This is a genomic window from Stutzerimonas stutzeri (assembly GCF_002909485.1).
Taxonomy (GTDB): Bacteria; Pseudomonadota; Gammaproteobacteria; order Pseudomonadales; family Pseudomonadaceae; genus Stutzerimonas; species Stutzerimonas stutzeri_AH.
Genome location: NZ_PPXG01000003.1, coordinates 483,610 through 501,234, shown reverse-complemented (window position 1 = coordinate 501,234; position 17,625 = coordinate 483,610). Strand labels below are relative to the sequence as shown.

General features: G+C 61.7%; 17 protein-coding genes. 12 read left to right on the top strand and 5 right to left on the bottom strand.

What is annotated here, in order from left to right; translation table 11 throughout:
• Window positions 1-3: 3 nt before the first annotated feature.
• From CXK91_RS09775 to CXK91_RS22705, 5 genes are all read right to left on the bottom strand, one after another.
• Entirely contained in the window at window positions 4-774 is a 771-nt protein-coding gene (locus tag CXK91_RS09775; protein WP_103455953.1) for a uroporphyrinogen-III synthase, read from the bottom strand.
• A complete protein-coding gene (hemC, locus tag CXK91_RS09770; RefSeq protein ID WP_103455952.1) occupies window positions 771-1,709 on the bottom strand; it encodes a hydroxymethylbilane synthase in 939 nt (312 codons plus the stop codon). The genes CXK91_RS09775 and hemC overlap by 4 nt, the downstream gene beginning before the upstream one ends.
• A gap of 167 nt (window positions 1,710-1,876) precedes the next feature.
• On the bottom strand, window positions 1,877-2,623 hold the full coding sequence (locus tag CXK91_RS09765; protein ID WP_103455951.1) for a LytR/AlgR family response regulator transcription factor: 747 nt from the start codon (window positions 2,621-2,623) through the stop codon (window positions 1,877-1,879).
• Window positions 2,620-3,678: a sensor histidine kinase gene (locus CXK91_RS09760; protein WP_103455950.1), complete on the bottom strand. Its 1,059-nt coding sequence runs from the start codon at window positions 3,676-3,678 to the stop codon at window positions 2,620-2,622. Before CXK91_RS09760 ends, CXK91_RS09765 begins: the two co-directional genes overlap by 4 nt.
• Window positions 3,653-3,898, bottom strand: a complete 246-nt coding sequence (locus CXK91_RS22705; RefSeq protein WP_181003937.1) for a hypothetical protein — start codon at window positions 3,896-3,898, stop codon at window positions 3,653-3,655. Before CXK91_RS22705 ends, CXK91_RS09760 begins: the two co-directional genes overlap by 26 nt.
• Here CXK91_RS22705 and argH point away from each other — a divergent pair.
• The 12 genes from argH to CXK91_RS09700 all read left to right on the top strand — a co-directional run bounded on the left by argH (window position 3,885) and on the right by CXK91_RS09700 (window position 17,588).
• The gene (argH, locus tag CXK91_RS09755; protein ID WP_103455949.1) at window positions 3,885-5,279 is read left to right on the top strand and encodes an argininosuccinate lyase; all 1,395 of its coding nucleotides are present in this window, start codon (window positions 3,885-3,887) and stop codon (window positions 5,277-5,279) included. The genes CXK91_RS22705 and argH overlap by 14 nt on opposite strands.
• On the top strand, window positions 5,276-5,821 hold the full coding sequence (locus tag CXK91_RS09750; protein WP_103455948.1) for an AAA family ATPase: 546 nt from the start codon (window positions 5,276-5,278) through the stop codon (window positions 5,819-5,821). Before argH ends, CXK91_RS09750 begins: the two co-directional genes overlap by 4 nt.
• 22 nt (window positions 5,822-5,843) lie before the next feature.
• A complete protein-coding gene (locus CXK91_RS09745) occupies window positions 5,844-6,323 on the top strand; it encodes a GNAT family N-acetyltransferase (RefSeq protein WP_103455947.1) in 480 nt (159 codons plus the stop codon).
• A 41-nt stretch (window positions 6,324-6,364) separates the two neighbouring features.
• On the top strand, window positions 6,365-7,513 hold the full coding sequence (locus CXK91_RS09740) for an NnrS family protein (RefSeq protein ID WP_103455946.1): 1,149 nt from the start codon (window positions 6,365-6,367) through the stop codon (window positions 7,511-7,513).
• Window positions 7,514-7,604: 91 nt separating this feature from the next.
• Window positions 7,605-8,132, top strand: a complete 528-nt coding sequence (locus tag CXK91_RS09735; protein WP_103455945.1) for a hypothetical protein — start codon at window positions 7,605-7,607, stop codon at window positions 8,130-8,132.
• Between the two features lie 72 nt (window positions 8,133-8,204).
• Window positions 8,205-8,648, top strand: coding sequence for a hypothetical protein (locus CXK91_RS09730; RefSeq protein ID WP_103455944.1), 444 nt, complete (start codon window positions 8,205-8,207; stop codon window positions 8,646-8,648).
• A 78-nt stretch (window positions 8,649-8,726) separates the two neighbouring features.
• The gene (locus CXK91_RS09725; protein ID WP_103455943.1) at window positions 8,727-8,972 is read left to right on the top strand and encodes a TIGR02647 family protein; all 246 of its coding nucleotides are present in this window, start codon (window positions 8,727-8,729) and stop codon (window positions 8,970-8,972) included.
• A 152-nt stretch (window positions 8,973-9,124) separates the two neighbouring features.
• Window positions 9,125-11,947 (top strand): class I adenylate cyclase, encoded by a 2,823-nt coding sequence (locus CXK91_RS09720; RefSeq protein ID WP_103455942.1) that lies wholly within the window; start codon window positions 9,125-9,127, stop codon window positions 11,945-11,947.
• 86 nt (window positions 11,948-12,033) lie between these two features.
• Window positions 12,034-12,540: a sigma-70 family RNA polymerase sigma factor gene (locus tag CXK91_RS09715; RefSeq protein WP_103455941.1), complete on the top strand. Its 507-nt coding sequence runs from the start codon at window positions 12,034-12,036 to the stop codon at window positions 12,538-12,540.
• A gap of 59 nt (window positions 12,541-12,599) precedes the next feature.
• Entirely contained in the window at window positions 12,600-13,520 is a 921-nt protein-coding gene (locus tag CXK91_RS09710; protein ID WP_181003936.1) for a FecR family protein, read from the top strand.
• A 100-nt stretch (window positions 13,521-13,620) separates the two neighbouring features.
• Window positions 13,621-16,404 (top strand): TonB-dependent receptor, encoded by a 2,784-nt coding sequence (locus CXK91_RS09705; protein ID WP_181003935.1) that lies wholly within the window; start codon window positions 13,621-13,623, stop codon window positions 16,402-16,404.
• 77 nt (window positions 16,405-16,481) lie between these two features.
• Window positions 16,482-17,588 (top strand): cytochrome-c peroxidase, encoded by a 1,107-nt coding sequence (locus CXK91_RS09700; RefSeq protein WP_256055745.1) that lies wholly within the window; start codon window positions 16,482-16,484, stop codon window positions 17,586-17,588.
• Window positions 17,589-17,625: the final 37 nt, after the last annotated feature.

Genomic DNA, 17,625 nt, shown 5'->3' with positions numbered 1-17,625 from the left:
GCTTCAGGAAGCGGTCACCGCGGTTTCCCGCAGAGCCGCCAGCAAGGCCGCGACACCTGCGCCGCGGCAATCCACAATTCGTTTAGCGCCCAACTGCCGAGCCATCTCCGCCACCCGCGGGCTTGGTAGGAACAAGGGTAGCTCAAGCAGTTCGGACCAGGTGTCCGCCGCCAGCTCGCGCAATGACAGCAAACCCTGCCCACTGCTGACCACTAGGCCGTTGAGCCGTTCCGAGCGGACCACCGCGGCAAGTGCTCCGGCGGGGTAATCCGGAAGGTAACGCCGGTAAAGCTCGAGAATATCCACCTGCACACCGCGCGCGCGCAATGTCTCTGCGAGCAGCTCCCGGCCACCCTCCCCACGCAGAATCAGCGCCTTCGGGTCGGGCCTGGCCAGCGCCTCATCAAGCCGCGGCAGCCCCAGCAATGCTTCACTGTCATCACCACGCTGCGGCCAACTGACATCCAGCCCGTAGCTTTCCAGGATTGCGCCAGTGGCGGCGCCTACAGTGAACCAGGCTGGGCCAAGCGGAGGTTGCGGCCAATATTTGTCGAGCAGCTCAATGCCCAGTCGCGCTGCGGGCTTGCTGACCACTATGACCGCGCAATAGCGATCCAGCTCAAGAATCGTCGCGCGCTGCTCGGGGGTTTCCGGCAAGGGCTCGATCGCCAGCAGTGGCAGACTCGCGCTATGAATGCCGGCCTCGGCCAAAGACGCCGCGACCGCACCGCACTCCTCGGCAGGCCGGGTCAGCAGCAGACGCCAGCCAGTCACTCGTGGCCAGCCTCGCCGTAAACCGCCTGGAGAATCTGCTCCGCCCCCTGGTCCAGCAGCGCTTCGGCAACCTGCACGCCCAGTGCCTCGGCATCGACGGCCGGCGCACGGCCTTCCGCGCGCAGCAGCACGGTGCCGTCCGGCTGGCCGACCAGTCCGCGCAACCACAGCTGTTCGCCTTCAAGCACCGCGTAACAGGCGATCGGCACCTGACAACCGCCGTTCAGGCGCTTGTTCAAGGCGCGCTCAGCAACGACACGGGTCGCGGTCGGCGCGTGGTTCAGGCATTCCAGCAGCACATGCAGCTCGCTATCGGTGGTACGGCACTCGATGCCGACCGCACCCTGACCGCCAGCCGGCAGGCTTTCGTCGACACCGATGCTGGAGCGGATACGCTCACCGAAGCCAAGCCGGATCAGTCCCGCGGCGGCCAAGATGATGGCGTCGTACTCGCCAGCATCGAGCTTGGCCAGACGGGTGTTGACGTTGCCGCGCAGGAACTGGATTTTCAGGTCAGGCCGACGCGCCAGCAGCTGGGCCTGACGGCGCAGCGACGAGGTGCCGACCACACTGCCGGGCGGCAGCGCATCCAGACTATCGAAATGATTGGAGACGAAGGCATCTCGCGGGTCTTCGCGTTCGCAGATGCAGTACAGACCGAGCCCCTCGGGAAACTCCATCGGCACATCCTTCATGGAATGCACGGCGATGTCTGCTTCGTTTTCCATCAGCGCTGTTTCCAGCTCTTTGACGAACAGCCCCTTGCCGCCGATTTTCGCCAAAGGGGCGTCGAGCAGCTTGTCGCCGCGACTGACCATCGGTACCAGGCTGACCTTCAGCCCTGGGTGCGACGCCTCCAGGCGCGCCTTGACGTATTCGGCCTGCCACAGGGCCAGGGCACTCTTGCGGGTAGCGATGCGAATTTCGCGAGACATGGGCAATTCCAGAACAATGAATTGCCGGCGATGATAACAGGCCGAGCTGGCAGCCTGAGTTGGCCGGAATCAAGTAAAGGGCGGTGGTGCGGCGGCCACGCCGAAGTACGGCGATGGTGCTCGCCAGCCATCAGACTGAAGAGCGCCATCGCCGCATGCGACGTGGATCAGAGGTGCTGCATCAGTTTGCGCACACCCGCTACATGTCGCCGGCTCACCGTCAGCGCCTCACCCTCGAGCCCCTTGAGGAACAGCTGGAAGTGCCCGAGCGGCGTGCGCTGCAGGCGCTCGATCCGATCACGGAACACCAGCGCATTGCGGTGGATACGCACAAAGCGCTCGCCGAACTCGTCTTCCAGTGACTTCAGCGGCTCGTCCAGCAGCACCTCACCCCCGACGTGGCGCAGGGTGACGTACTTGTGGTCGGCGATGAAATAGATCACGTGATCCAACGGAATCAGCTCGATGCCCTTGCGGGTACGCGCACTGATATGACTGCGCGGTCCGGCACCGGATACCGCCGCCGGCCGAGTCAAGGCAGCGAGCTGCACACGGTTGGGCCGCTCGGCCTTCTTCAAGGCCTCGGAGAGGTGTTCCGGGCGCACCGGCTTGACCAGGTAGCCAACCGCGCTGACCTGAAAAGCCTCCAAGGCAAATTCATCATGGGCAGTACAAAAGATCACGGCAGGCGGTGCATCGGTCTCGCAAAGCCTGGCTGCAACCTGCAGGCCATCGAGGCCCGGCATGCGGATATCCAACAGCACGACATCGGGGCGCATTTCCTCGATCAGCGTCAGCGCTTCTTCGCCATTGCTGGCAGCAGGCTCGAGGACACGATAGCCGTCGAGGTCACCTACCAGTCGGCTGAGGCGCTCGCGGGCTAGAGGTTCGTCATCGACAATCAGGACATTCATATAGATCTGGCTTCCTGCGTTTGTCTCGCACATGGATAGCGTAGACATGTGTAATGGCGGCCTTCACGGCGCTCCACGCTGAGACTCGCTAGCGGACCGAAAAGTGCCGCTAATCGTGCGTCAATGTTCTGCAAGCCCTGGCGCGTTCCGCGAGAAGCCTGCGTTTGAGCGGCTTCGTCAAACGGGTTGCTGACCACCAACTGAAACACGCCGCCGACATAATCGGCGGTTACGCTGACTACTCCTCCCTCGATACGTGGCTGAATGCCATAGACCAGCGCATTTTCCAGCAGCGGCTGCAGCGTGAGCTGCGGAATCGGCAAATCGTCCGGTACGCCGTCGACCTGCCAGTCCATCTGTAGACGATCACCCAGCCGATACTGTTCGATCGACAGGTAACGACGCGACAACTCCAGCTCGTCGCGCCATGCCACCAACGTGCCGGGACGCGCCAGGCTCGCCCGAAAAAGATCGGACAAATCCAGCACGGCCTGTTCGGCCTTCACCGGATCGCTCGCAACCAGTGCGGCAATGCTGTTGAGGCTGTTGAACAGAAAATGCGGTCGGATACGCGCTTGTAGCGACTCGATCCGAGCCCGCAGTTCGGCCTGCTCCTGACGGCGCCACTGGCTCTGCAGATAGAAATAGCGTAGCAGCAACCCCGACATGATCAGGCTGATCAACGCATGTCGCAGGTAGAGATTGACCTCACCGTCGCGTGAGAGCGGGCCACCGAGCTGGTAAATATCGGCGACGGCGGTGCACGCAAGCGTCAGCCCAACCACCAGCGCGCAGCAGGCGAGCCCTGCCATGGCCGCACCAAGGCGCGCCAGCAGCGGTCGCAGCAGGCACATGGTCCCGGCCGAAAGCAAAACGATCCACTGTACGAACAACGAGGTCAGCGCCAGGCGCATCCAGTCGAAGCCCGGCTGCATCGGCTCGGCCAGCACCAGCACGAACACCAGCAGCTCGGCGAGCAGGACCAGACCGAGCAAGGCATCGGGCTGGCACAGCTCAGGGACGAAAAAGTCATCGGATACGGCAGTGGATTTCACGCGCTTCAGCCTGTGGATTTACCTGCCCGGCAGTTTCCTTGCCCACCCGGACAACGGCAAGTCGGCCACCGATCAGCCAGGGGGAATAATCCGGAATTGCCAGCCAGCTCACCCTTCGCCGCAAGGTGTCGACGTGCCCGACAGCAGCGCCATCCCTGTTATCATCGCCGCCTTTCATCAGCCTTCGGATTTCAGCGAGCGCATTCATGAGCACCGACAAGACCAACCAGTCCTGGGGCGGCCGTTTCAGCGAGCCCGTCGACGCCTTCGTCGCCCGATTCACCGCCTCCGTCGAGTTCGACAAGCGCCTCTATCGCCACGACATCATGGGCTCGATCGCCCACGCCACCATGCTGGAAAAGGCTGGCGTGCTGACCGAGAGCGAACGCGACGCGATCATCGCCAATCTGAAGGACATCCAGGGCGAAATCGAAGCCGGCACTTTTGACTGGCGCGTCGATCTGGAAGATGTGCACATGAACATCGAGGCGCGTCTGACCGACCGCATCGGCGTCACCGGCAAGAAGCTGCATACCGGGCGTTCGCGCAACGACCAGGTAGCCACCGACATCCGACTCTGGCTGCGCGATGAGATTGACCTGATCCTCGGCGAAATCACCCGCCTGCAGCAGGGCCTGCTGGGCCTGGCGGAAGCCGAAGCGGACACCATCATGCCAGGGTTCACCCACCTGCAGACCGCGCAGCCGGTGACCTTCGGTCACCACCTGCTGGCCTGGTTCGAGATGTTGTCACGCGACTACGAGCGCCTGGTCGACTGCCGCAAGCGCACCAACCGCATGCCGCTGGGTTCGGCTGCGCTGGCCGGCACCACCTACCCCATCCAGCGGGAAATCACCTGCGAACTGCTCGGTTTCGAAGCGATCTCCGGCAACTCGCTCGATGGCGTATCCGATCGCGACTTCGCCATTGAATTCTGCGCGGCCGCCTCGGTGGCAATGATGCACCTGTCGCGTTTCTCCGAAGAGCTGGTGCTCTGGACCAGCGCACAGTTTCAGTTCATCGACCTGCCGGATCGTTTCTGCACCGGTTCCTCGATCATGCCGCAAAAGAAGAACCCGGACGTGCCGGAGCTGGTACGCGGCAAGACCGGCCGTGTATTCGGCGCGCTGGCCGGCCTGCTGGTGTTGATGAAGGGCCAGCCGCTGGCCTACAACAAGGACAACCAAGAAGACAAGGAGCCGCTGTTCGACGCCGCAGACACCCTGCGTGACTCGCTGCGAGCCTTCGCCGACATGGTTCCGGCGATCAAGCCCAAGCGCGAAATCATGCGCGAAGCGGCGCTGCGCGGCTTCTCTACCGCCACGGATCTTGCCGACTACCTGGTACGCAAGGGCCTGCCGTTCCGCGACTGCCACGAGATCGTCGGCCATGCGGTGAAGTACGGCGTGCAAACCGGCAAGGATCTGGCCGAGATGAGCCTGGACGAGCTGCGCCAGTTCAGCGACCAGATCGGCGACGACGTGTTCGCCGTGCTGACCCTGGAAGGCTCGGTGAACGCTCGCGATCACATCGGCGGCACGGCCCCCAACCAGGTACGCGCAGCGGTGGCACGCGGCAAGAGCCTGTTGGCCACTCGGTGATCACGCCCGGCCTCCGCATTTCGGTGGTCGGCTGTTCGGGTGCCGGCAAAACCACGCTGTCGCGCCGGCTGGCGCAGCAGCTTGGGTATCGCCATGTAGAGCTGGACGCCCTGTTCCATCAGCCAGGCTGGCAACCGCTGCCCACCGAACAATTTCAGCAGGCAACTCGAGACGCGCTGCAGGGTGACGGCTGGGTCGCAGAAGGTAACTACTCGGCCGTGCGCCCGTTGGTGCGTGAACGTTCGGACATGGTGATTTGGCTGGATCTGCCACGCCACAAGGTGATGCGCCAAGTCATCTGGCGCACCCTGCGGCGCCTGGCCTGCCGCGAGGAGTTGTGGAATGGCAATCGCGAACGCTGGGGCAACCTGTTCAAGCTGAATCCGCGCCAATCCATCCTGGCCTGGTCATGGACGCGCCACCCGGTGTACCGACAGCGCTACGCCGAGGAACTGCGTAACGCTCCGCCATCCTGTCGGTACCTGCGCCTGGATTCACTGCAGGCCGTCGACGCCTTCCTGGCGAACCTGCCGCCCCGTTAAACCTTCTTGAAGGCTCGCCGCAATGTCTCTGAATATCCGTCCTGCGGTTCGCGATGACGCCGCACTGATCCTGCGCTTCATCACCGACCTGGCCATCTACGAAAAGGCCGAGCATGAGGTAAAGACCGATGTCGCTGGCATCGAGAACAGCCTGTTCGCCGAAGGCGGCACCGCCCATGGCTTGATCTGCGAGCTGAACGGCGAGCCCATCGGCTACGCGGTTTACTTCTTCAACTACTCCACCTGGCTGGGCAAGCACGGCCTGTATCTGGAAGACCTGTACGTCACTCCGCAGCAGCGTGGCGTCGGCGCCGGCAAGGCGCTGCTGCGCCATCTGGCCAAAATGGCAGTGGCGCGCGATTGCGGTCGCTTCGAATGGTCGGTGCTGGACTGGAATCAGCCGGCCATCGACTTCTACGAGTCCATTGGCGCCAAGCCACAGAACGAGTGGATCGGCTACCGTCTTACCGGCGATGCACTGACAGATTTCGCAGCAGGTTGATCACCCGTTCAAGCGCGCCTGCCCCACATTCTGGAGATACGATGCGGCCGCGCAAACCTCGCCTACCCTTTGCCAATGCCTGGTTCTTTCCAGCGGCTGCGCTGTATGCGGCCTTGCTGCTGCCCTGGTCAGTCCTCACTCTGCTTGGACTGGTTCCCGCGCTACCTGGGCTGGCGACGTCCGCCGGTCACGCCCATGAAATGCTGTTCGGCTTCGCCCTGGCCGTGGTGACCGGCTACCTGCTCGGGCCGCAACGCTTGGGCCTGACGCTCGCTCTGCTGACCTGCTGGTGTCTGGCACGCCTTGGCTTTCTGCTCTGGCCCGGCTCCTGGTTGGCACTGGCCAGCGCTGCTGTCTTTGCCGCCGGTCTTTGCTGGAAGGTGCTGCCGCGCTTTCTCGGTGCCGCGAAGAAATGGCGCAACCAGACAGTTGCTCCAGTGGTCGCCGGACTGAGCCTACTCAGTGCTCTCACCAGCGGCGGCTTCGGAGCCGGCTATGACCGACTCATGACGGAAGAGGCGCTGCTATTGATCGCTACGCTGATGTTCTTCATGGGCGGGCGGATCATTGCGCCAGCCATCGCTGGATACGCGCAAAGCAAGGGATGGCGACTGGATGCGCGAGTCCAGCCGCATATCGAAGGCGCCGTACTGATTTTGCTGGGGGCCGCCCTGCTACTCAATGTCATGCCCTGGCCACTGACCCAGCAATTGACCGGCGCCCTGCTGGTCGCCGCCAGCGCACTCACGGCGGTCCGCCTGCTGCGTTGGCAGCCCTGGCGTTGCACGCGCATGGACCTACTGATTCTGCTGCTGGGCTATGCCTGGCTCGCTACCGGCTTGCTTCTGCTCGGTCTGGGCACCCTGCTGAAAACACTGCCATTGAACGCAACGCTGCATGCACTGAGCGTCGGCGCGCTGGGCAGCCTGACCTTCGCGGTCATGGCCCGCACACGCCTGATTTATCGATTCCGTGATCCGGCTGTCCTGCCCTGGCTTCAGGCAGGGGCGCTACTGATCAGCCTGGCAGCGCTGGCTCGTGTGTTGCCGGCCCTGCTGAACCAGCCTCTGCAGGGCTGGTTGCTACTCGCTGCCGGTTGCTGGTCGCTGGCCTTTCTAGCGTTGGCGCTGTTGCTCTGGCGCTGTCGCGATGCCCACTCGGATAGTCCACGCCACGTGCCTGACCGCTAAGTCATCGCTCGGAACTCTCAGGGATTACGCTTGACCTACATGCAGCCAGTGGCGAATTCCTTTGACGCCTGCCGCACCCATCGAGGCCTGCATGACCGACCTGCGCACCCTGCTGCTTAACCAGGACACCCAGGGCGCCGAGCTCTTCGACTCGCCCAAGGAGCGCCTGATCTTCTACCGTTCCGAAATTCACTTCGAATCAACACTGCTGGCCGACCGCACAAGTACCTATCTGTCATCGCAGTCGTTCCTGATGATCGCGTTCGCCTCCTCCATGGCCAACAGCAATCCAGAATGGGGCGATCTGTTCCGCCTGGTGGTGCCGGCGATTCTTTCCGTTCTGGGGCTGATCACATCACTCCACGCCATGCCCGGCATCAAGTCGAATTTCGAGGTGATCGAGCGCTGGCATCAGAAGCAGTCCGAACTGCTGCAGCTCGAAGGCCGTGTGGGCATGCTGCCAAACAACGAGTCGGCCCTGTTCGGCGAAGGCAACAGCCCTGTCGGCGGACCTCGCTACAAACGCACCCTGCTGTTTTCGCTGCGCACGCCTATAATTTTCTCGCTGGTATGGGCCGCATTCGGCCTGCTGTGCCTGGCCCTGAGCTTCATGGACTGACCGACGCGCAGCCGTAGCATTGCCTCGGATGTAGCCAGGTGCTTATCTGGAAGCATTCATACGGAGGAACCAATGTCCGAACCAGACCGCCCACGCTATCGCGTCGATGCTGATCGCCAGGCGGCCCATCGCCGGGTACGCTACGTCGAAACCAATCGGCCGGATGACGGCAGCTGCGCGATCTGCCAGCTGGACGAAGAGAATCCGGCACCGCTCGACGAGAACCCCGCCATGGCGCAAGACATCCCCAGCAGCGAAGAAAACGAAGCCTTTGCCGAATCCACTTTGATCCAGGCCATCGAGAACCAGCTCGAAGCCGGCGAGCCGGCCGCTACCCAGGCCACGCTGAACAAGCTCACCCTGGTTGGCTACGAGCGCGACGAATGCCTGCAGATGATGGCGCTGGTGCTGGCACACGAAATCAATGCGATGCTCAGTGAAGACCGGCCGTTCGACGGAGCTGCTTATGAGGCCATGTTGCGCAATCTGCCGCAAATGCCTGAAACAGCCGAATAAGACTTGGATCAAGGCAGGGCCAACGGCAGCATCTACACTCAGCAAACAGGGCACGAGCCCACCATCCGAGGAGCGAGCATGTCGTATACCCCTGAGTTGGTCGCCGAACTGGAAGTACTTCGACAGTTCAATCTGGAAAATCTGCAGGAAGGGCTTAAGGTGCATCACGAGGCCGGCCCCGCTACCGTCGCTGCTTTCGGACGTCTCCATGCCAAGGGTCTTATCACCCAGGCCGACGGCGGTTATCTCACCAGCCTGGGCCGTGATGCGGCCGAACAGGCACAAACGCTGCTCACCATCCTTTCCGAAACCGTGACGGCCTGATCTGCCAACGTCCGTTCTGCTTCGCCTGCCCAGGGCTCGGATAACACCGGCCCTGGCCACTGGTCGCCTTCCGCGGGCAAAAGTACGCCCCGCCTCAAGCCCCGCACCAATTGGCCGATGAACAGGAGTTAGCCTCGCCTGCACGAAGCACCATGATCCGCACTCAACATATCCATCCAATTCTTGAGGAAGGCATCGACCGCAAGGTGCTGGCCACACTGCGGGCGCGCTTTCTCGCGATCAATAGCGCACGGCTGGAGCGCGCGCGGCACAGTATGTCGCCCCGCCAGCAACAGGTACTCAAGCTGTTGCCGCTGCTGTTTCATGTCAATCACCCGATCTTTCCCGGCTATGTGTCGGCTACCACCCCTGCAGGACTCGCTCACTTCGAACCGGATACCGAACAGCTTGCCGAGGCTCAGCGCCTTAGCCGCTCCTTCGCCTATAAACCGGCGCGCGGTAACGCGACCCAACCGATACTCGGCCTGTTCCTCATGGGCAGCCTGGGCACGGTGGCCCAAGACGAGCACAGCGATCTCGATGTGTGGGTCTGCCACGACCCTGCTCTGGATGCCAAACAGCTCGACGAATTGCGCCGAAAATGCGAGCTGTTGCAAATCTGGGCGGCGAGCCAGGGCAGCGAAGCGCACTTCTTTCTGGTCGATCCGCAGCGTTTCGCCCAGGGCCAGCGCGAAGCCAAACTGACCTCCGATGACTGCGGCACCACCCAGCATTACCTGCTGCTCGACGAGTTCTACCGCACCGCGCTCTGGCTCGGCGGGCGCACGCCGCTGTGGTGGCTGGTACCCGATTACGAAGAGCATCGCTACGACGAATACGTGACGACGCTACTGGCCAAGCGTTTCGTACGCGCCGATGAGGTGCTCGATCTCGGCCACCTTGGGCAAATGCCGCCTGGCGAGTTTGTCGGTGCAGGGCTTTGGCAGCTCTACAAGGCTATCGCCTCACCGTACAAATCGCTGTTCAAGTTGCTTCTGGTAGAGGTCTACGCCAGTCAATATCCACAGGTGCGCTGTTTGGCGCTGGACTTCAAGCGGGCCATCTATCAAGGCCGAGCCGAGCTGGACGAGCTCGACCCCTACCTTGCCACCTACCATGCTATCGAGAGCTACCTGACCGAGCGTGGCGATCACGAGCGACTCGAGCTGGCAAGGCGCTGCCTGTATCTGAAGATCAACCGCCCGCTGAGCCGACCGCCAGTCAACCGCAACAAGAGCTGGCAGAGAACCTTGCTCGAGCATCTGACTCGCGATTGGCACTGGGACGAGCGGCAGTTGGCGCTGCTCGACAATCGCAGTCGCTGGAAGGTGCGACAGGTCAGCCAGGAGCGCCGTGCGCTGGTCAATGAGCTGACCTACGGCTATCGATTTCTCAGCGACTTCACCCGTCGCGTGCAGGCGACCAGTCCGCTCACCAGCCGCGATCTGGGCGTACTCGGCCGACGCCTGTACGCGGCCATCGAGCGCAAGGCTGGCAAGGTGGAGGTGATCAATCTCGGCATTTCACCGGATATGGCCGAAGACAGCGTGACCCTGGTTCACGGCTATGACGCTGCGGGCAATGTGCATTGGTCGCTCTATCAGGGCCAACTCACCGCGTTGGAACTGACCAACTTCGCCCCCTTGAAACGCTCTCGCGAGCTGGTCGCGCTGCTCGCCTGGGGTCACCGCAACGGGGTAGTGGACGCCACCACCCACTTGTCACTTTTCCCTGGCGACAGCGGCCTTAGCGAAGCGGAGCTGTTTGCGCTGGTCAGCGATCTGCGCCGTGCGCTGCCGATGCCGCTTTCTCAGGTAGATGAGGACACGCTGCTGGCGTCGAGCAAGCCCAGTCGCATGCTGCTACTGATCAATGTCGGCCTGGATCCTACCCTGCAGACTGCTACGGGGCTCGCGAACGGCGAGCAGTCAATCCTGAGCATAGCGCCGGAGAACCTGGTGCTGAGCGTAGATCAGGTAACGCTCAACAGCTGGAACGAGATGCTGGTAACCCGCTACGAAGGACCGAAGGCACTGCCGCTGTGCCTTCGTGATTACCTGGACAGCCTCGGGCCCACCAATGAGGCACCGCAGCTGCAGGTGTTCTGCTTCGCCCGTAATCGCGGGCAGGCCATCGCACGACGAGTCGGGCAGATCTTCGATGATGCGCAGCAAAGCCTTGGCAACGTTGTTCACGGGCGCTACCTGCTGCAGATTCGCCAGCATTTCCACGTGCTGCAACGCGACGCTAACGAACTGCGTCTGACCAATGTGATCGACCGCGCGGCGTTGCACGAACACTTGGGTGAAGCTCACCACAGCTATAGTCCGCTTCGGCTCGACCGAGCAGCGCTGGAGGGCGACGATCTGGCGCTGATTCTTGCGCAGGGGCGTCCGGGCTGCCTGCAGGTGTTCTACCGCGCGTCTGGAGATACCGCCGAACTCAGTGTGCTCGATGAGTGCAACGCGCTATGGCGCCAGCAACTGCCCTATCGGGACGAGCGCACGCTGTTGCGACCGTTGATGCGTTTCCTTGAGTCGATGCTCTATCGGCGCAGGGCGCAGCAGCCAAGCCAGACGGAGGAACTGGTCGACCCAACTATCCTCTTCTACCGGATTCAACCCGGTCACGGCACGCAGCCGTCACAACTCGAACGACGACCAACTCCGCAAGGCGAGGTCAATGACCCGTTCTACGACGTTCAAGCCATCGTCGAATCAGGTGAAAACGGGCGTTCGCAGGTCACGTTGTACTGCAACCATCAGGAATTTTCCGGCATGGAATATGGTGCGGAATTATTCGCAGCAGTGGCACTTACCATCATTTCCCGCCGCCGCGAGGGTGAGCGCTACCCCTGCTATATCACCGACCTCGACCTCACTGGCCTGCACGGCAGCGGGCGCAGTCAGACGGTGCAATACCTGCGCTACAAGTCACGCCTGGAAGCCGCGCTGAATGCCGCAATAGAATCGTAATGATAACGATTATTAGTTGATACCATTTAGCCTTCACGCTAGGATCGCCGCGCCACCGGCGCATCGCCCCTATCCGAGCATCCAACGTGAACGAGCAAGGCAGCAGAACCGATCTGTTCGTCAACCATCGCAACGCCCTCGTTGATTACGCGGCTCCCATCACTGGCTGCCGAGCCGAAGCAGAGGAAGTCGTGCAGGAGGCCTGGCTCAGATTCAGCCAGACCGAACAAAACCACCTCACCCAGCCGCTGGCCTACCTTTATCGCATCGTGCGCAATCTGGCATTGGACATCGCGCGACGCGCCGGCAATCAGCGGCGCGAAGAGGATGCCGAACAGCTGTTCGCGGGGCTGCCGGCCAGTACACCGTCGCCGGAACAGCATCTTTGTCAGCAGGACGAACTGCGCCTGATCGCCGAGGCGCTGGCGCGATTGCCGGAGCGAACCCGCGTGGCATTCGAAATGCACCGCCTGGGCGGTTATACGTTGCAGCAGATCGCTGCTCACCTGGGTATTTCCGTTGGCCTGGCCCATCAACTCGTGCGTACTGCCCTCAGTCACTGCGCAGCGGCGCTGGACGACGAGTCATGCTGAAGCGCGATCGACCGAGTCACGCCGCCCACGAAAGCGACCTAACCTCAGCGGAATTCGCGATGAGCAATACACCTCGCCAGGACCCTCATTGGAACTCAGCCATGGAGTGGCTGCTTTGGCTGCAGGAATCACCCGATGACCCAGAATTGCGTGCGGCCTGCGAGGCATGGCAGCGCGCGTCACCTGCCAACGCCCGAGCCTGGCAGCGGGCCGCGCGCGTCTGGCATCTCAGCGGCCAGCTGCCATCCTCCAGCCGGAACCGCTGGCCGGGCAGTCGTAGACGTCGGTCTGCCTTCTTCACAACGGCTGTGGCAGCCTGCCTTGCCCTGCTGATGGTATTGCTGCCAACGCCCCAGGGCGCCATTGATAACCCCCACGGTGGACCGCGCAAGCTGGTGCTGGAGGACGGGAGCCGCATCTGGCTGAAGGGCGGCAGCTCCATTCGGCAACACTTCAACGCGACGCATCGGCAGCTGGATCTTCTCGAAGGCGAAATATTCCTCGACGTCACGACTGACCCAGCGCGCCCTTTCATCGTGCATGCCGCTGACAGCAACGTTGCAGTTACCGGCACCGCATTTACGGTCGCCCTTGATGGCACCACGCTAGACGTGGCGGTTGCACACGGTTCGGTTCGCGTCGAGAACCCGCAGCGCGCCACCGTGCTCAAGCAAGGCCAACGCCTGCGGTTGAACACTGATGCGGGCTTGCGCAGCCGCACGGCCATAGCCCCGACACATGTTGCAGCCTGGCGCCACGGTCAGCTGATCGCAGCAGACCAGCCGATCAGCGAGGTGGTGGACCAGCTCCGCTCGTACCATCAGGGCTGGATTCTGCTCAGGAACGATAACCTCGCCGCTGAGCGCGTTACCGGGTTGTACAACCTGAACGATCCCCAAGCCGCGCTCGAAGCCTTGGTCCAGCCACATGGTGGTCGTATACAGCGCTGGTCGCCCTTCGTTTTGGTCATTGATCGTTGAGCACACGATTTATTTTCTGAAAATTCGTAGGCGTCGTTCGTCTTACTGCATGCAACAGATAATTGTTTGCATTTGCAGAATAAAGAAGAAGGAACGATCAGTGAGTCCGCGCGCCCCAGCCCACCGCCATCAACCTGTTTTCCAACGCCTGTTTGGCGCCGCCGTGCTGGCCGGGCTGCTAGCCCATGGAGCCGCCGCGGCGGACACAACGCCAGCCTCACAACAGCAGGCGCGGCACTACGATATTCCTTCTCAACCATTGTCCGCAGCGCTGATCGACTTCGGCCAGCAGGCCAACATGCAAGTCAGCGCCGACAGCCGGCTGCTAAGCGACAAATACTCTGGGCCGGTACAGGGCACGCTCAGTCTGGAGCTGGCCCTGCAACGTCTACTTGGCGGCACAGGACTGATCTGGCATCTCAGCCCCAACGGCGCACTCAATCTCGAACCGGAACCCTCTCGCGCAGCGCCCTCCGAGCGCCCCATGCAATTCGACGATGTCGTCGTGCTGGCCGAGCAGCAGCGCAAACAGGGCGATACGGTAATCGACCGGCGCACCATCGAGGCGCTACCTTCGGGCAATGGCGACATCACCAGCCTGCTCAAGACGCATCCGAACGTGCAGTTCGACAATAGCCAGCTGAGCAGCAAAACGCCCGGTGAAATCGGCCCAGCCAATATCAGCATCAATGGCGCCAAGTTCTACCAGAACGCCTTTCTGGTCGACGGCATGAACATGAACAACGATATCAATCCTGGCGACACGGTCAGCACCAACGATGCCAGCAAGGTGCCTGGCCGTAGCCAAGGCCTGGCATTGGACACCGACCTGCTGGACAACATCAAAGTGCTGGACAGCAACGTTCCGGCGGCCTACGGCGGCTTCAACGGTGGGGTTGTGGAAGCTAACACCCGCCGGCCGACACAGGACTTCCATGGCAAGGTGTCCTACCAGACGACCCGTTCAGACTGGACTCGCTACCACATCGATGAGGATCAACAGGAGTACTTCGACGGTGCCAGCATGGGCGAGCTCTACGGCTACCAGCCAGAGTTCGAAAAACACATCGTTCGCTCCACCCTTGAAGGCCACCTCACGGAAAATTTCGGTCTGCTGGCCAATTTCAGCCAGAAGACATCGAGTATCCCGGTAAGCATCTACAGTCCGAACAACTTGGATAAAGCAGGCTATGCCCGCGACAAACAGGATCGCGAGCTCAAGTCGCAGAATTTCTTCATCAAGGGGGTCTGGAAAGCAAACGAGCGGCTGGATGTAGAAGGTAGCCTGGCCCATGCACCCGAGTCCGCGACCCACTTTCGCGACAATGCGCTGAATACCCGTTACAGCATTGAGTCGGGTGGCACGCTCATAAATCTCAAGTCCGTCTATCAAGGCGACCTGGCCCGCTACACCCAGCAGGTCGGCCTTAGCCTGATGGAAAACTCCCGTGACAGCGACGCCGATGACTGGAACAACTGGCGCAAAAGCAGCGTCAAGAACTGGGGAATCACCTCGGCGATGGAGGGCGGCTATGGCGACATCGAGCAAAGCCAGCGGACCATCGACTACAAACTCAACGTCGAGTGGGACGCCATCGCTCTGTACGGCATGGTGCATCGCCTGAGCTCGGGCGTCGAACTGCGTCACCAGCAGTTCGAATATGAGCGCCTTACCGCTACCGACGTCAGCACCTATCTGGCGCTGCCGGCCAGCGGCAACTGTGCTCTGGCCTCTTCACTGGGCGGCTCAGGGCGCTGCGACAGCGATGCCCGCCAGTACGTCCGAACCCTCACTCAATTCAGCCCCGGCACGTTCGACTTCAGCCTCGATCAACTGGCGCTGTACCTGCAAGACGAAATCGAGATAGGCCGCCTAAGCCTGCGCCCGGGCGTGCGCCTGGAGAAGGACAGCTACATGGACGTCACCACCCTCGCCCCACGCCTGGCGCTGGAATGGGATGTGTTCGGCGACAGGGGGACGCGTATCAGCGCCGGGCGCAACCGTTACTACGGACGCAATGCTGCGCAATGGCTTCTCGAAGAAGGTCACCGACAGTTGCGTAGCGACTATGCCCGTACCAGCTACACCGCCAACTGGACCAAGTCCGGCTACCTGACCGATGCCCCGTTCAATCAGCTGGATATCCCCTATGACGACGAGCTGACCTTCGGTATCACTCAGCAGGTCCGGGACCTTGAGCTTGGCCTGAAATGGGTGCGTCGCGAGGGGCGTGACCAAGTGCGCCGTGAGAAGCTGAAAAACATCAACGACCCCAGCATGCCTGCTGACTACTACCGATACACCAACAACGGCCGATCCAACACCGAAGTCATTACGTTGACGCTGACCCCGCTGCACAACTTCGACTTCTGGGGCACCCGGCACGCCGGTCAGTTCGCGGCAGACTGGCAGCACCACAACACCAACGTAGCCACCTATACCGACGATTTCACCGACCTGGACAACGATTACGTTCGCTACCAGGGCGCGATCATTCACGAAAGCGAACTACCGCCTACCAACTTCAGCCACGACTGGACGTATCGCCTGAGTACCTTCAGCGAACTACCGATGCTCAACCTGAAGTGGAGCAACTTTTTTCGCTATCGCTCCGATCTGCAAACGCTCAAACGCACCTATTACAAGGTCGACGGCTACAACGAGGTGTACGACAAGCGCTACCCTGCAGCCTTCACCTGGGATATGCGCTTGGGCTGGGAGCTGCCCACCGGCAAGGATCAGGCGGCATTCGTCAACCTCGATATTTTCAACCTGACCGATCGGGTGAACGTCTCCGGCAATACCTCCCAGACCACTGCCATGACCTCGGCGGTATACGAGACCGGCCGCCAGTACTGGGTCGAAGTGGGTTACCGCTTTTGAAAGCCCGTCAGCAGAGCGGCGTTCTGCGATGGGCTCCACGTGCTCGTCAACGATGGAGAGCAGGAGCAAGCGTGACGATGCTGTTCGGCGCACTCGTGCTGCTGTCAGTTCGTGCTGTCGGTTCGAACGACTGCATGAAGCACCTTGCCAACGGGCAGCTAAACGCTGCAGATGTCTCCTGCCTGCGCCAGGCCTACACTCGCCCGCCCGCCCAGTGGCCAGCGCCCGAGGTGGATAAAGATGTCGTATGGACGGAACTCGGGCCGCTACCGGTGCGAGCGCCCTCACCACCCGATCGTGCCTTCAGCGAAGCCAAGGCGGCACTCGGCGAGCAACTGTTCTTCGACCCTCGTGTGTCGCGCTCCGGACAGATCGCCTGCGCATCCTGTCACGAGCCCGATCTCGCCTTCGCCGACGGCCGCAAGGTTTCGTTCGGCCACGACCGCCAGGCGGGACGGCGCAACTCGCCGAGCCTGGTGATGAGCGGATTTACCGCTCGGCTCTTCTGGGATGGCCGCGCTGAAAGCCTCGAGCACCAGGCGACATTTCCCGTCGAGGACCCGCTGGAAATGGCCTACGACATCACCGAGCTGCTGGCATGGCTGAATGCCGATCCAGATTACCGAGGAGGCTTTGCCGCCGCCTTTGATGCAACGCCTATTACCGACCAACAACTGCGCCAGGCGCTGGCCGACTATCAACGCACCCTCGTTCGGGTCGCCCGCAACACGCCCTTCGAACGCTTTTTGCGTGGCCAGCACGATGCGCTGGACGATCGCCAACTGCACGGCCTGCATCTGTTCCGTACCAAGGCGCGCTGCATGAACTGTCATCACGGCGCTACATTGAGCGATGACGAGTTCCATAACGCCGGCATGACCTATTACGGTCGCAAGTACGAAGACCTGGGGCGCTATGAGGTGACGGGCAAGATAGAGGATGTAGGTCGGTTCCGTACCCCGTCGCTGCGCCTGGTAAGCAAGACCGGACCATGGCTACACAACGGTCTGTTCCCTGATCTGATGGGCGTGCTCAATTTCTACAACGTAGGCATGCCCAGACCAAAACCAACCGCCGCACAGCGGGACGACCCGCTCTTTCCGCAGACGTCTCCTCGCCTCAAAGCGCTGAATCTCACCCGCGATGAGCTAAGCGCCTTACGCAGCTTTCTCGACGCTTTATAAACCAGAGGAGAAAGGAGTGGAAATGCTCGGCTCGCCC